The 14,866-nt window shown below is 35.5% G+C and carries 13 protein-coding genes; 6 read left to right on the top strand and 7 right to left on the bottom strand.

Features of this window, described 5'->3' with window-relative positions:
- On the top strand, positions 1-432 hold a 432-nt coding region (locus BMY14_RS16605), incomplete at its 5' end, for a heterodisulfide reductase-related iron-sulfur binding cluster (protein WP_245741459.1).
- Between the two features lie 169 nt (positions 433-601).
- Here the strand turns inward: BMY14_RS16605 and BMY14_RS16600 are convergent.
- The 6 genes from BMY14_RS16600 to BMY14_RS16575 all read right to left on the bottom strand — a co-directional run bounded on the left by BMY14_RS16600 (position 602) and on the right by BMY14_RS16575 (position 4,883).
- On the bottom strand, positions 602-1,627 hold the full coding sequence (locus BMY14_RS16600) for a zinc-binding dehydrogenase (RefSeq protein WP_091834300.1): 1,026 nt from the start codon (positions 1,625-1,627) through the stop codon (positions 602-604).
- A gap of 6 nt (positions 1,628-1,633) precedes the next feature.
- Positions 1,634-2,281 carry an L-fuculose-phosphate aldolase gene (locus BMY14_RS16595; RefSeq protein ID WP_091834297.1) on the bottom strand — a complete coding sequence of 216 codons (648 nt, stop codon included), beginning with the start codon at positions 2,279-2,281 and terminating at the stop codon, positions 1,634-1,636.
- A 198-nt stretch (positions 2,282-2,479) separates the two neighbouring features.
- On the bottom strand, positions 2,480-2,677 hold the full coding sequence (locus BMY14_RS16590; RefSeq protein ID WP_245741458.1) for a hypothetical protein: 198 nt from the start codon (positions 2,675-2,677) through the stop codon (positions 2,480-2,482).
- 100 nt (positions 2,678-2,777) lie between these two features.
- Positions 2,778-4,028 (bottom strand): PTS galactitol transporter subunit IIC, encoded by a 1,251-nt coding sequence (locus BMY14_RS16585; RefSeq protein WP_091834292.1) that lies wholly within the window; start codon positions 4,026-4,028, stop codon positions 2,778-2,780.
- Between the two features lie 54 nt (positions 4,029-4,082).
- A complete protein-coding gene (locus tag BMY14_RS16580) occupies positions 4,083-4,385 on the bottom strand; it encodes a PTS sugar transporter subunit IIB (RefSeq protein ID WP_019554653.1) in 303 nt (100 codons plus the stop codon).
- A gap of 30 nt (positions 4,386-4,415) precedes the next feature.
- On the bottom strand, positions 4,416-4,883 hold the full coding sequence (locus tag BMY14_RS16575) for a PTS sugar transporter subunit IIA (RefSeq protein WP_091834286.1): 468 nt from the start codon (positions 4,881-4,883) through the stop codon (positions 4,416-4,418).
- A gap of 505 nt (positions 4,884-5,388) precedes the next feature.
- On the opposite strand from BMY14_RS16575, the gene BMY14_RS16570 reads away from it, so the two are divergent.
- The 3 genes from BMY14_RS16570 (at position 5,389) to BMY14_RS16560 (ending at position 10,785) form a co-directional block, all read left to right on the top strand.
- The gene (locus tag BMY14_RS16570; RefSeq protein ID WP_091834283.1) at positions 5,389-6,453 is read left to right on the top strand and encodes an NAD(P)H-dependent glycerol-3-phosphate dehydrogenase; all 1,065 of its coding nucleotides are present in this window, start codon (positions 5,389-5,391) and stop codon (positions 6,451-6,453) included.
- Positions 6,454-6,688: 235 nt separating this feature from the next.
- A complete protein-coding gene (locus BMY14_RS16565; protein WP_091834280.1) occupies positions 6,689-9,625 on the top strand; it encodes a sigma 54-interacting transcriptional regulator in 2,937 nt (978 codons plus the stop codon).
- A gap of 242 nt (positions 9,626-9,867) precedes the next feature.
- Entirely contained in the window at positions 9,868-10,785 is a 918-nt protein-coding gene (locus BMY14_RS16560; RefSeq protein ID WP_091834277.1) for an alpha/beta hydrolase family protein, read from the top strand.
- Between the two features lie 173 nt (positions 10,786-10,958).
- Here BMY14_RS16560 and BMY14_RS16555 read toward each other — a convergent pair whose 3' ends face one another.
- Positions 10,959-11,840 (bottom strand): LysR family transcriptional regulator, encoded by an 882-nt coding sequence (locus BMY14_RS16555; protein WP_091834274.1) that lies wholly within the window; start codon positions 11,838-11,840, stop codon positions 10,959-10,961.
- A gap of 182 nt (positions 11,841-12,022) precedes the next feature.
- On the opposite strand from BMY14_RS16555, the gene BMY14_RS16550 reads away from it, so the two are divergent.
- Together BMY14_RS16550 and BMY14_RS16545 are read left to right on the top strand one after the other, a co-directional pair.
- Positions 12,023-14,008, top strand: a complete 1,986-nt coding sequence (locus tag BMY14_RS16550; protein ID WP_091834271.1) for an oxidoreductase — start codon at positions 12,023-12,025, stop codon at positions 14,006-14,008.
- Positions 14,009-14,034: 26 nt separating this feature from the next.
- A complete protein-coding gene (locus BMY14_RS16545; RefSeq protein WP_091834268.1) occupies positions 14,035-14,820 on the top strand; it encodes a DAPG hydrolase family protein in 786 nt (261 codons plus the stop codon).
- The last annotated feature ends 46 nt before the right edge of the window (positions 14,821-14,866 follow it).

The raw sequence follows: 14,866 nt of genomic DNA, 5'->3' as shown, positions 1-14,866 counted from the left end.
CCGGACATGGAAGAAAATGCAAAACATATTTTTGATGCCTGTGAATTTTTAGAAGCACTCTACCAAAATGATCAATTAAATGAAAACTTTGGTGAAGTGAGTCATGAATTTATGTATCATGCACCCTGCCACTTGCGCGTACAGGGAATTGGACTTCCGGCCATGGAACTACTCAAACTCGTACCAGGTGTTAAAGTAACCGACGCCGATGCTGGCTGCTGTGGAATTTCAGGTAACTACGGTTATAAAGCGGAAAACTATAATCTTTCCATGAAAATAGGAAATACTCTCTTTGATACAGTAAAAGCGAGTGGTGTAGATACAGTTCTTACAGATTGTGGTACATGCCGGGCACAGATTGAGCATGGGGCAGAGGTTAAGACAATGCATCCAATTAGTATATTGGCGAAATCTTACCATAATACAGATTGAAGTGCATAAGAGCTATATCCAAACTATACTATATTTATAGTTATTAAGAAAAATTTTACAATTAAGTAGATTCATTTAAATAATATAAAAATAGCAGGTGCTTCAGAAAGTATACCTGCTATTTTTATATTATTTATTAAAAGTAGGAATCATAGATGTTGACTTTTTATCAATCAAAAACAATACAGTTTTTAATAACATTGCCGCTTTTATGTGACAATAAGGCATCCACAACTTTATCCAAGGGATATTCATTGCCAATAAATACATCAGCACTTATTACGCCGTTTTTAATCAGATCAAAAGCTTTGGCAACATATTTAGGCGTAGTGTGAAATACACCTTTTATTGTAATTTGTGAATAATGGAGCATCGTTGCATCTAACTGAATGGTGCTGCCGCCCTTCGTTCCGCCAAAAAGCAAAACCCGACCACCCTTTCTTGACATTGGGATGGTTGTTTCCCATGTTGCAGGCATGCCGACAGCTTCAATGGCTACATCTGCCCCACGACCTTCATCCGTGTATTCTTTAACGGTTTGTACAATATCTTCACATTTACTAACATTAATTGTAATAGCCGCACCTAATTGTTTAGCTGTTTTTAAGCGATTATCAGACAGATCTGTTGCAATGACTTTAGCACCTTTAAAGTAAGCCAGTCGAGTAAACATGAGACCGATTGGTCCGGCACCATTCACAACAACAGTATCTCCGGGTTCTATACCAATTTCGGCTATACCATATACTGCGCAAGCAAAAGGTTCAGTTAATGCTGCATCACGTAAGTTCATATGGGGAGGGATATGAAAAACATTTTGTGCAACTAAAGGTGCCGGTATTTTTTGGTATTGAGAAAAGGCTCCAAAATTTAAAATAAGATTTTCACACATAGAGTGCTGACCCTGTTTGCAGTAATAACAAGTGCCACACGGTGCTGAATCATGTGCCACAACACGATCGCCCACCTTGAATTTTGTTATGCCTGCACCGATAGCAGATATAATTCCAGCAGCTTCATGTCCAAAACCATGTGGAGGCGTCAGTAGAGGATATCCTCGCATATACATTTTTACATCGGTACCACAAGTCAAAGCTACCTTATTTTGAATAATAATTTCCCCAGCGTTGGGGGTGGGGATAGGAGCTTCTTCAATACGAACGTCTTCCGGTCCATAAAAATTAGCAATTTTCATCAAAAATCAACCTTTCTTTTGTCCATAAGTTTGGAATTTATCTAATACAAGATCCATTTCTTTTTTTGATAAAATAATGGGGTTGCCAGCAATTTTTGTTTTATAATAAATTTCGGCACAAAATTCTACTTCTTCAAGTGTATCAAAGGCTTTAGCAATATCTGCACCAACTGCTAAGAGACCATGGTTTCCTAAAATGACAGCATTACGATCTTTCATACCTTCGTAGGCACTTTTTGCCAGTTCCCATGTACCAAAAGTACAATACGGTGTACATCGGACATTTTCTCCTGCATAGCCAATCAAATAATGTACCGGTTCAAGATTCCAATTCAAACAAGCTAAAATAGCACCATATAAGGAATGGGCGTGAACCACGGCATTTACGGTGAGACGATTTATGAAAAAAATTCTGTGCATATCTATTTCACTGGACGGTTTACGATCCCCATCTACTACATTTCCATCGAAATCTATAACAACTACATCTTCTGGTTTTGTTTTAAAATAATCTAAACCACTGGGACTAATTGCTATTAAATTTTTTTCACGATTTACAATACTAATGTTTCCGCCTGTTCCTTTGGTTAAGCCATTTGTTACTAATTTTTGACAATATACTACAACAGATTCTCTTTCTTTTTGTAACAGCATATTTTTACACCTCATTTTGGTAATATTATGAATTTTTCTGTAGCGAATTAAAAAGGAGCTATCGCATTAGACATTCTTCGCAAATAAATATGCAAAACCATTCTCTGAAGCGCAAACTTTTGCATGTCAAAAAGATAGGGTTTGTATATTTATTAGGATTATGCGTTTAGTGCAACAGCCCCCTTTTAGTTTATTCTATTAAGAATCTTTTATTTCATAAATCGTCATGCCCATTATTTTTACTGCTTTTATTGGTTTGTTATTTTTATGATATTTGTTGCGATATATCAGCCATACAAGAGCACCACAGACTATAAGCGTGTTAAGAAGGTCTTGATGTTCAATATAAAGATCTGTGATACTGCATAAATAGGTACCTGCCATTGAACGCATCATTTCATAAATCATTTTTCCCTCACTTGCTTGTCTTTTTGATGATAATAATCAGAAAAGACAGAAAAATTTATTGATTTAGCACTGTTGAAAATTATGATTCTTAATAGAAAAGTTCAACAATCTTGTAGATAATATAAGGAACGATGTGAGAACCACCATCAAGTGATGAGATGGATAGTGTTCCTTCAGGGAAAGGAAAGTGGACTGCTTTTGCCATAGTGGTACTTACATTCGCAATATCTGTTGCGATATATAAGATACCTACCATTAAGATACAACTGATAATTAACCCTCTAAACACATTCCCTTTACTAGCACCAACTGCCCAGAGTAGGCAAAAAGGAAGCCCTGCTAAATCGGTAAATGGAAGAACTCTGTTTCCAGGCAATACTGCCGCAAGGAATAGGGTAATCGGAATCATAAGCAGGCAAACGGCCAAAACGGACGGATGACCAATTACGACAGCGGCATCCAAACCAATATATACTTCTTTACCAGGAAATTTTTTATTTAAAAAATCACGACCACTTTCGGAAAGGGGCATTAATCCTTCCATTAAAATACGAGACATTCTTGGCATTAAGAACATAACCGCTCCCATATTTACACCCAATTGAATAATGGCATTGAGCTTATAGCCGGCAAGTGCGCCAATGGCAGCCCCCAATACAACACCGATAAACATTGGTTCACCAATTACGCCAAATCTTTTTTGGATTTTTTCAGGATTGATATCAATTTTATTAATTATAGGAATATTATCAAGAATTTTATTTAAGAAGATACAAAGCGGTGCCCAGCCTACGGTTTCTGTATGGGGAAGTGAGATACCGGGCATTCCAAAAACTTTTTCCACATAGGGTTGCGTCCAGTCAGCTAGTTTAAGAACACAAATAATGGTAATACCAGAAGCAATAATTCCAAGCACTGCGCTTTGCGTCAAATACATAACAAGTGCACCGCCAAAAATGAAATGCCAATAGTTCCATAAATCTATATCCATTGTTTTTGTTAAATTAGTGGACAGCATAATAATGTTAATTACCAATCCTAAAAGGAATACTGCAGGGACAATCGGTGTACCGAAGCTGATTGCTGCATGGATTGGCCAGCCAACGTCCATTACATCCAAATGCAGTCCAAAATTTGTAACCATTGCTTTTGCAGCTGGTGAAAGGTTTGTTGTTAATAAGCCAATAACAAGAAATATACCGGCAAATCCCATGCCGACAGTCAAACCGGAACGTAAAGCTTTTGGAAAACTTTGTCCTAATATAACCCCAAGAATCAAAATAATAATTGGCATCATTACGGTGGGACCTAAATCTAATATAAATTGTATAATTTCCATAAATTTAAACCTCGCTTTTTTATTTTGTTATATTCAGTACTTTATTGTATATATTTATTCTTTAATAGATTTTAAATATTCAGCTATTTCATCAGCGGCTTTGTCCATGCCAATGCCTGTTATGAAAGGAAGACCAGGAAATTTTTTTATTCCACAAAGTTTATTATCAGATACTATTGTTGTAGGAACTATAACATGAGGCTGAAAAACCGAAATTTTCCCTTCGATTTCGGACACTTTACACTCTATAGCATTTATAGATAGACCTCTTTCTAATAATAATTGTTTACATTTTTCAGCGGCCACGGTGGATGTTGCAATTCCGGTTCCGCATACTGTTAATACTTTATATACCATAATTTTACATCCTCTCGATTGTGTTACATATTAAAATTTAATTTTACCATCGATTAATTTTATAACGGAATGAACATTTTTGGCTTCAGCTAAATTTTTAAGTAATTCTTGATCTTGTAAATTACCCATAAATGCAGATAAGAGCTTTACTTGATTTTCACTGTTATTCATTGCTAGCATAAAAATAATTTTTGTAGATACAGTATCTTCAATATTCCCCATATTTTTAAACTCTACAGGGTCTTTTAGAATACCAATTGCAATCATGGACGAGTTTACGTGACATATATCGGCATGGGGAATTGCTACACCATATTTACCGGTGGGAAGACCTGTTGGGAAAATTTTTTCTCTGGCGATAATGGCTTCTACATAACTTCTTTTTACATATCCTGCATTACAAAGCGTATTTGCCAACTGATCTAAGGCATCATAACAATCAACTGATTCAATTCCTACGCGTATGACGGTTTCGTCAAATTTAAAGATTTTTTCCATTGTTTTTCACCTACATATTTAGAATTAATGAGATTATATTTTTCATTGTGGTTTAATTTAGATTATTACACTCCTTAGATCGGATCTTTATTATGGTTTATATTGGATTATTACCTCCTTTTTTATTCTAAAGTAATTTTTAGAATTGCTATTGAATTCAAAACAGTATAATTTATATCTCGCTCAATTATATATAAGCAAGTTACATGCCAAATGCTGGGATGATATGTTTTCATAAGTATTGGAATCAATAAATTCAACTATTTTTGAAAAAAAAAGTATTTTTAGATATAGAGATGACAGACAAAGTTAACCAAAAAAAGAAGAATAACAACAAAAAGTACCATTTTTGTATAGTAAAAGATAACAAAAAATTATCCTTTACTATCTTTTGCTATTGAATTCGTTTTTATTTATGGTATAATGCAAATGAATTCAATAGAACAGTATCGTTTTTTATTTCGCCGTAAATATCTATAAATAAAATTTAAGGAGTGTATAGATTATGGCAAAGATCACTATTATTGGTGCAGGTGCAATGGGCAGTGCATTAGTTATGCCACTAACGAGAAATGGAAATGAAGTTAGACTATGGGGTTCTCCTTTGGACGATGAAATTATTGATGCTTTAAAAGCAGGGGAAAATCATCCTAAACATAAATTTCCTTTACTGAAAGATGTAAAAACTTTTTATAGTACTCAAATGAAAGAGGCTATTGATGGTGCTGATATTGTAATTATGGCGATCACGTCCGATGCGTTAGGTGATGTTTTTGAACAGGTTGTTTTATATCTGCAGCCAGGTATGATTGTCGGTAGTGTAACAAAGGGTTTTAATTCTGATCATAATGGCAATATTGTGCTTTTACCGGAAATCTTAAAGGAACGTGTACCCGAGGTTCTTAAGGATAAAATTCCTTTTGTGTTTGTTGCAGGTCCGTGCAAAGCAATTGAAGTATTATGGGAAGTACCAACGTCTGTCACCTATGCAAGTACCAATATTGAAGCGGCAAAAAGTATGCAAAAAGCAGCGATGACGAATGTATATAGAGTTGATGTGACAACTGATGTGATTAGTACAGAACTTTGTGCGGCCATGAAAAATGCTTATTGCGTTGGGTTGGGAATGGCAGAAGGCTTTTTTAAGAGAGAAAAAGGATATCTTCATAAAAATACAAAAGGTGCACTTTTTACTTTTGCATTATCTGAAATGGCAATATTGGCGACAGCATTAGGTGGAACTCTGGCTCCTGTTTATGGTCTGCCGGGCGCGGGAGATTTAGAGTTGACTGGTGAAGCTGGACGGAATCGTATGCTGGGGGAAGCCATTGGCAGCGGGTTGAGTGCCAGTCAGGCAATTGCAAAAATGAAAGATGAAGGTATCACAGTTGAAGGCTATCCAGCAATCAACTTTGGGTATTTAGTTGCAAAAGAATTAGCGAAGCAAGGTAAATTACAAATAGAACGCCTACCTTTACTGAAAGGATTATATGAAATTCTTTATGAAGATGCACCAGCATATAAAAGTGTTGAGTTGCTTCTGCAAGAATGTACGGGTGCATATAGTTGAGAATATAAAATTTATGAGCTTTTCCAATTTAGGAGCAGCCTTTTGGTGATGTTTCCATCATATTAGATTTATAAAAATAAGAAATCTGCATTGTTTTAATATAACAGAGCCGCCTGTTTTTGCAGGCGGTCTTGGTTTATTTTATGAGAAGATGGACTATACATAGTAGATTGGAAATGTTATATTACAGCTGTTATCTTTTGGCTATATTAAGATTCATTGGACGGTGAAATTAATGGAAGAGTTAATAAAAATAATTGCAAATGAAGATAAAAAAAATCCTTTTACGGATGAAGCACTTGCAAACATTTTACATGTTACACGTATAGATGTTATAAAAATTCGCAATTCGCTTGGTATTGAAAATTCTCGTAAAAGAATGCGCGATGAATTATTCATGACAATAGAAAAAATTTTACAAGAGACCCCCGAGTTATCAGAACGAGCATTGACAAAAAAAATAAATGACGAAGGATATAATATTTCTCGGCATGCAGTGGGTGAAATATTTAAGCAATTTAAAAATCAAATTATCAAAAAGCACGGGAAAGAGCCTGTTGTTTTAGAATCGGAAGTTATTCCTAAACAAAATGCATTCGAAGCTATTATTGGCAGTGATGGAAGTTTAAGGTCTCAGGTGGAACTGGCTAAGGCTTCCATTTTGTATCCTCCTAAAGGTTTGCATACATTAATTGTTGGAGCTACGGGTGTAGGAAAAAGCGAATTAGCACATTGCATGTATAAATTTGCGCTTGAATCTGGACACGATGAAAGAATCTTTCCGTTTGTTGTATTTAATTGTGCTGATTATGCTGAAACGCCACAACTTTTAATGTCACAGTTGTTTGGCTATGTAAAAGGGGCATTTACTGGTGCGGATACCGATCGGGCTGGTTTAGTTGAAAAAGCGAATAATGGAATACTTTTTTTGGATGAAATTCATCGTTTATCACCAGAAGGACAGGAAATGCTGTATTATTTAATTGATAAAGGAAAATTCAGAAGATTAGGTGAAAATGATAACTTTAGAAATATCTCGTTAATGTTAATTGCCGCAACAACAGAAAATGTGGAATCTTTTTTACTCTTACAGTTTCGACGTCGAATTCCTATGCTCATTGAGCTGCCATCTTTAGAACAGCGTCCAATGGAAGAACGTTTGCAAATCATTGGTGCATTTATGCGAGAAGAGGCTAATCGATTGCATTTGAAAGTGCAAGTGTCTTATAATGTTGTTGTTGCTCTGTTAATATATACTTGTCCGGGGAATATTGGTCAGCTGTATTCTGATATTCAAGTCGCCTGTGCACGGTCCTTCTTGCGGCATATGACAAAAAAAGAACCTGCTTTAAAAATAGAAATCAGTGATTTGCGTCAGCAGGTTGTTCGCGGGTTACTTAGTCTTGGCGAAAAAAGAACTTCAATAGAAAAAATTTTAATGTTGCAAGGAGATTTGGAATTTGCTCCAAATGATCAATCTAAATTAGATTTAATTCAGACTACCTATTTATATCCAACTGACATTTATCAAGAAATTGAAAATAGTTATATTAACATGGAAAATCAGGGCATAGAAAATGCGGTTATTAACCGTATTATAAGTGAAGAGTTAGAAGTGAAAATGCGGCAATTTATCAAACAAACACAACAACGAAAAAACAACTTAGCACGACAAGATTTAGAAAAAATTGTATCAGTAGAAATTATTTGTGTAGTTGAAAAAATGATTAATTTTGCAAAACGTAAAATGCCAGATATCGATGATAGTCTTTTATATTGTTTGGCAACGCATTTAGGTACGCTTTTTGAACGTCAAAGAATGCCAGCTTCTAACATTGTAAATTATCAGTTAACTACATTATGTGATGAAAACCCTATGGAATATGCACTTGCACAAGAAATGGTAAAAATAGCAAATTATAATTTAAAAATCTCTTTACCTGAGGATGAAACAATATTTATTGCAATGTATTTAAAAGCATATTCGAAAAAAGATTCGCTTGAAGAAGCTCATGTGGGTGTGCTTGTGCTGTCACATGGACATGTGGCAGAGGGAATGGTTCAGGTTGCCAATCGTTTATTGAATGTAGAATATGCGCGAGCTATGGAGATGCCTTTGGAAGAAAGTTGTGAAATGGCTTTACAACGGACGATCGACATAGTAAAACAAATTGATCGAGGTAAAGGTGTTTTATTGCTTGCCGATATGGGATCTTTGGTTGGATTTGGTAAATTAATTACCGATCAAACTGGAATTTTGGTGCGTACAGTAATAAAAGTACATACGCCAATGGTGATGGAAGCTATTCGTAAAGCACTTCTTCCTAATATGGATATTGACGAAATTGTAAATTCATTGAAATATGACTTCTCTAAAGTTGATGAAGAAATTTGTGGTACTGATAGGAAAATAGATGCTCCTTCTGCGATTGTAACAATGTGTCTTACTGGAATTGGAACTGCAAAATGGATCGAGGATAATATTCGCAAAGCAATCCCAGAAAAATTGGATGGTATAGATATTATTGCATTAGGAGTATTAGTCGAAGAGGATATTCAAGTTCGTTTGAGAAAATTACAAGAGATTTATCGAATTATTGCTATTGTTGGGACAATGGGACCGGTTATTTCAGGAATTCCATTTATATCTTCTACGGAAATGATACGTCATGATGGTATAGAAAAATTGAAAAAATTGATTGATTTTTCTTTGGTTTACAATAAACAGAATAAAATACAACAAATGACATTAGTGCGGCTCTTTTCATCTGATTTAATTTTTCTGCAACAGAAGTTTAATAATAAAAAAGACGTTTTAAATTTTTTAGGACAAGCCTTAGCCGCAAAAGGATATATCCGTGAACAATATATTTTATCGATTTATGAAAGAGAAAAACTGGCACAAAGTGTTTTTCAAAATGTTGGAATACCGCATGGCAATCCTGAATTTATAATTAAACCTGTTATTGCAGTGATGACCTTAAAAGACTCCATTGAATGGAACCCGGGATATAAGATAGATAGTGTTTTTATGCTTGCCTTAAATCAATACCAAAAAGAAGAATTTAAAACATTATATTTCTTGCTTAATAATGTGAATGTATTAAATGATATTAATAGTGCAAGAACTGTGGAGGAGTTTATGGCTAGTATTAAAAATAATTTAATTTGACGATTATATAATACGTAAACACAAAGTTTAGTGTAAGGAACGAACCAAGATTCTGGCAGAGACATATTTTAGGATGGTAACCGTCCGAATGTCATATATATAAGAGGAATTATTTTGAGAGAGAACAGAATATAAAAAGGAATGAATTTGCGCTGTCAATATAGAGAAATTTATCAAATTTGATTGGAATAATAGGTATATATTCTACTTTTTAGAAAAAATCATATATGGAGGAATTTCAGTTGAAACATAAATTTTTAAACTCAAGTGTGTTGCTTATTTGTCTGTTTTTTTTGTTGCAAAGTGCTGGCTGTGGTGCTGCTGGTTTTGAAAAAGTTGAAACAATAAGCATTGGATCAGGGGCATTTTCAATGTCGGAACCTACAGGTGCAACGAATGATGATCTGAGGGCTTTTTATTATCGCCCAGCCAATTGGACAGCAGATCGACCGATTGTTGTTGTAATGCATGGGTTTAAGCGTAATGCACAAGATTATCGTGATGATTGGATTCAGTATGCTGACCAATATAATCTATTGGTAGTATGCCCGGAGTTCTCTGAATCTAAGTATCCGGGTGTGCGTTACTATAATACAGGAAATGTTTCAGATACGGATGACGAAACAGGCAATTTGCAGCCGAAAGAAAATTGGATTTTTCCAGTGATTGACCGAATTTTTGACCAGGCAAAGATACGGTCAGGAGCTGCTGGTGAAAATTTTGCACTATATTCCCATTCGGCTGGATCGCAAATGGTTCATAGATATGTGCTTCTTAATAAAGAAACAAAAGCAAAAAAAATCATCGCTGCTAATTCTGGCTGGTATACAATGCCAGATTCCCAGGTCGCGTTCCCTTATGGAGTTAAAGGGCTGCCACTGAATGTAGCTGATTTGAAGGCAGCTTTTGCTAAGCCCGTTACAATTTTATTAGGTGAGGCTGATACGAAGTCAAATGCTAACCTTCGGCATACTCCGCTGGCAGATGCACAGGGGGCAAACCGCTTTGAACGTGGAAATGAATTTTTTGCACTAGCACAGAAAAAAGCAGCACAAATGGGTGTGCCGTTTCATTGGCAGCTAATTACGGTGCCTGGTGTTGGACACAATGAGGCTGAAATGGGTGCGGTAGCAGCAAAATTGATTGCTGAAGACCAATAATTAAAATACCTATTTTTGACTTATACTTAAAAGCTTCATGGGTTGTTATGTCATGCTTGATATAAGAAAACAGTAAGCGTCAAAAATGCCGTTACCAACTGACATGTTGTCAAGGTAACGGCATTTTTGACGTTTACGAAACAATAATAATTTTGAAGATGCATTTTTAGATTTTATAAGTTTGCCAGGAATTTAGTGAGTGAGGGATTGTTGTTGCTTTTGTCCCAGGCAGAAACTATTTCCACTCTTTCTTCATCTCCCAATATAGGAACCGAGATAATTCTTCCCGCAAAGTTCTGCAAGGGAAGGGCATATGAAGGTACTAAGGCAATTCCCATATTAGATGCTACCATAATTAGGATAGTTTCAACATCTTCTACATACTGTCTGTTGTTGGGGAGATAACCAGATTCAAGGAATCCCTTTAAGATACTATCTTTTTCTCCAAAATTGTTTTCTTCCGTACCTATCAATATAAATGCTTCTTCTTTTAAGTCACTTCTGGTGAGACTGATTTTATGTGCAAGAGGATGTGACGGTGGTAGAATCACAAGTAAAGGAGCTTTTTTTAATGTTCTGTATTGAATTTGTGAATATTTCTCTAAATTAAATTTAACATTGAATACAATATCCAAGTTGCCCTTTAAAAGACTATCATATAAATAGCCAACATTGTTTCGAACAAATGTAAATGCGATGTTAGGATATTCTTTGTAAAATAGTTTTATATAGTCAACAAGATCTACATCCATATAATCTTTGACAATTCCAATTTTAAGTGTACCAATGAATCCAGTAGAAACGGAGGTGGATTTTGCTATGGCAATAGTAATGTGTCTCACGACTTCCTTGGCATCCGTTAAAAATGCTTTCCCGGCGGGAGTTAATTCTACATGTCGTTTATTTCTAAGAAAAAGCATCACATTCATTTCTTTTTCCAATGCTTTAATTTGTTGCGTTACGGCTGTTTGTGAAATGAAAAAACGTTGTGATGCTTTTGTGAAATTAAGTGTTTCTGCTACTGCAATAAAATATTCTAACTGTCTAATATGCATGTTGTATGTATCCTCCCTCGCATTTATATTTTTAATTTATTATATAGGATTTGAGTTTGACATTCAAGACTAATAAATAAGTAATAGTTATTACTGAGGCTTAATTTAATATTAGACGTATCAAAAATACAGAAATATAATAAGTATAATCAATAATAACAGATAAAAGGAGTGTAAGTAATATGTCGAGCAGTAATTTTCAAAATTTATTTAAACCATTTCAGGTAAATAAAGTGATTTATAAAAATCGTATTGTTAGTGCACCCATGACATTTAGTTTATCTGCACTTGATCCGCAAGTAGCTGAAAAATCTTACAGAAAAGTTGAGTCGCGTGCAAAGGGCGGAGCAGCTGCTGTTATCGTTGGTGAAACAGATATTAATTTTACAGATGCGGACAGACTCCCATTTCCCAATGTTGATTTTACAGTTTGTGAAGGAAAAAGTTTTGACGCTTTTGCAGAATATGCTAATCGTATTCACAAATATGGTGCTGTAGCAATCTGTGAATTATCTCATGCAGGATCTGAAAAAATTCCGTTTAAAGGTCAAAAAAATCCTATTGGTCCAGTTGCGTTTACCACTAGCAAAGGAATTAGAGTTGAAGCAATGACACAAGACGATATGGATAGAGTAGCCAATGAATTTGCTATAGCCGCCAAATTTATGCAAAAAGCGGGATTTGATGGAATTTTGATTCATGGCGGGCATGGATTTCTGTTTACACAATTTTTATCACCAAGATTAAACACTAGAATAGATATGTATGGTGGTACCTTAGCGAATAGAGCGAAATTTCCGCTTGCAATCTTGAAGAAAATACGAGAAATAACAGGAAAAGGTTTTATTATTGATGTCAGACTAAGTGCAGCAGAAGGTGTTTCTGGAGGAGGTACGGTAGAAGAAACAGGAAAATTTTGTCATATGATGGAGGGGATTGTTGATTCTGTACACATTTCAACGGGATTGTATACGGATCCAATTGTAACACACCAATTTAGTTCTATGTTTGTTGAACACGGCTGTAATGCAGCTGATTCGGCAATTATTAAGCAATATACAAGCCTGCCAGTGGGCGTGGTCGGTGGAATTAATTCACCAGAAATGGCAGAAAAAATTATCGCTGAAGGGAAAGCAGATTATGTAATTTTAGGGCGTCAGATGATTGCAGATCCTGAATTTGTTAATAAAGCAGCATCGGGCAGAGAACATGAAATCAGACGCTGTGTTCGCTGTTTCAACTGTTTTCCAGGTTCACCAGAAGAAGGTTATACAGATATTCCTTATGACGGAGTGACGCTGTCTAAGAAAGTAGGAGTTTGTGCAATTAATCCTGAAACGGATACTGAGGTCATGTTTAGTGAAATTGGGAAGCCGGAAAAAAGTCGAAAGGTTCTGATTATTGGAGGTGGCCCAGCTGGAATGCAGGCCGCAATCACTGCTTGTAATCGCGGGCATAAAGTAACATTAGTAGATGAACATACTGCGTTAGGCGGGGTCTTGAATTTTACAGATATTGATGTGGATAAAGAGGATTTAAGAGCATTTAAAAACCTTTTGGCAGCAGAAGTACAAAAAAGAAACATTGAAGTAATTTATGGAAAAAAGGCCAATGGAGAGTTGATTAAGCAACAGCGTCCAGAGGCATTGATTTTAGCCATTGGAGCCACACAATCAATGCCACCAATAAAGGGATTGAATACGGCGGCACAGGCACTGGAGATATTTAATCAAAAAGAAATAAAAGAGAAACAAATTATTATGATTGGAGGTGGACTTGTTGGCTGTGAAGCGGGACTTCATTTAGCGAAAAGCGGGCATAAAGTAACTATAATTGAAATGTTAGAAAAAGTTGCAAAAGACTCTTTTGGAATGTATCGTGAAGCGTTAGTGCATGAAATGGACAAATACGAAATTTCAACCTTAACTGGTCATCATTGTATGGAAATTACATCAAATAGCGTACGGTGTGCAGATGAATTGGGAAATGAGAAGACATTAGCGGCGGATCGTATATTCTATGCGCTGGGTATGAAATCAAATAAAACAGATGAATTAAAGTCTGCTGCGGGTAACATTCCAGTATTCGAAATTGGTGATTGTATTCATCCGGGTAAAGTAGATGCTGCATTAAAAACAGCTTATCTTGCAGCAATGAATATTATGTAGGGTTAGAAACAAAACGGAGGGAAAAAATGGTTGAATTAACGGATATAGAAAAGAAGCTTCCTTATGTTAAATACTATTATCAGGAATTAGCCCAAATTCCTGTTGAAAAACAGAAAATAGCTATGGGGAAAGCAGCGGATAGTGCGAAAGCTCTTTCCATTGAAGAGAAAAATAAATTTCTGGTGGGACAGGCTACAGAATTAGAAATTGGATTCTGCGTTACAAGACTTGGAACGGGATTTGTAGCTAATAAGACATTTATGAAAAACGTAACAGTAGAAATGCTTGATTGGTGGTTTGGATGGCATAGTGTGTCCAGTGATTTAAGATATAAAATATGGGATTCTGAGGATCATTATTATGCTCGGGCGGATAAGCCAGAGTATGTGTTAGATCCTGGAGTACCGAATTATCAAAAAACATGGGGCGTTAACCATGAAATACTAGAAGATATTGGAATGGGACCGGATAAGTTGACATTGTGTTTTAAAAATCCGAAAGACTTTGGTTATGATATAAGTTTAATTAGAACGAAATACTGTAATTCGCTGGTATGTGCAATAGGCGTGGGTGCATGTCCCGCATTTATGACACATAAGTTTTATGCAGTAGACGGCGGGACAATGTTTGAATCAAGATTTTGGATTGGATATGCTTTTAATAACGGAGAAATCGTAAAGGTAATACCTGAGGGGAAATCTGTGCCAGAAGAAGTAGTACGTGCATTGTTTAGTCATAATATTAAAGAATTTAGCAATTTAGCTAAAATTTTACCACAAGTATATGTGGAAGAAAAAAATAATTGGGGATAATTTTCTTGATACAGCAGTAGAACTTTAATATGAAATTTATGGAGGC

Origin of the sequence: Propionispira arboris (genome assembly GCF_900109225.1) — a bacterium.
In the GTDB taxonomy this organism is placed as follows: Bacteria; Bacillota; Negativicutes; order Selenomonadales; family Selenomonadaceae; genus Propionispira; species Propionispira arboris.
This window is presented reverse-complemented; position numbering and strand designations above follow the sequence as displayed.

Bases quoted from the DNA above. Each gene is read 5' to 3' on its own strand.
- BMY14_RS16555 (WP_091834274.1), bottom strand. From the start codon at position 11,840: ATGCATATTAGACAGTTAGAATATTTTATTGCAGTAGCAGAAACACTT.
- BMY14_RS16595 (WP_091834297.1), bottom strand. From the start codon at position 2,281: ATGCTGTTACAAAAAGAAAGAGAATCTGTTGTAGTATATTGTCAAAAA.
- BMY14_RS16600 (WP_091834300.1), bottom strand. From the start codon at position 1,627: ATGAAAATTGCTAATTTTTATGGACCGGAAGACGTTCGTATTGAAGAA.
- BMY14_RS16580 (WP_019554653.1), bottom strand. From the start codon at position 4,385: ATGGTATATAAAGTATTAACAGTATGCGGAACCGGAATTGCAACATCC.
- BMY14_RS16585 (WP_091834292.1), bottom strand. From the start codon at position 4,028: ATGGAAATTATACAATTTATATTAGATTTAGGTCCCACCGTAATGATG.
- BMY14_RS16570 (WP_091834283.1), top strand. From the start codon at position 5,389: ATGGCAAAGATCACTATTATTGGTGCAGGTGCAATGGGCAGTGCATTA.
- BMY14_RS16545 (WP_091834268.1), top strand. From the start codon at position 14,035: ATGGTTGAATTAACGGATATAGAAAAGAAGCTTCCTTATGTTAAATAC.
- BMY14_RS16590 (WP_245741458.1), bottom strand. From the start codon at position 2,677: ATGATGCGTTCAATGGCAGGTACCTATTTATGCAGTATCACAGATCTT.
- BMY14_RS16565 (WP_091834280.1), top strand. From the start codon at position 6,689: ATGGAAGAGTTAATAAAAATAATTGCAAATGAAGATAAAAAAAATCCT.
- BMY14_RS16575 (WP_091834286.1), bottom strand. From the start codon at position 4,883: ATGGAAAAAATCTTTAAATTTGACGAAACCGTCATACGCGTAGGAATT.
- BMY14_RS16550 (WP_091834271.1), top strand. From the start codon at position 12,023: ATGTCGAGCAGTAATTTTCAAAATTTATTTAAACCATTTCAGGTAAAT.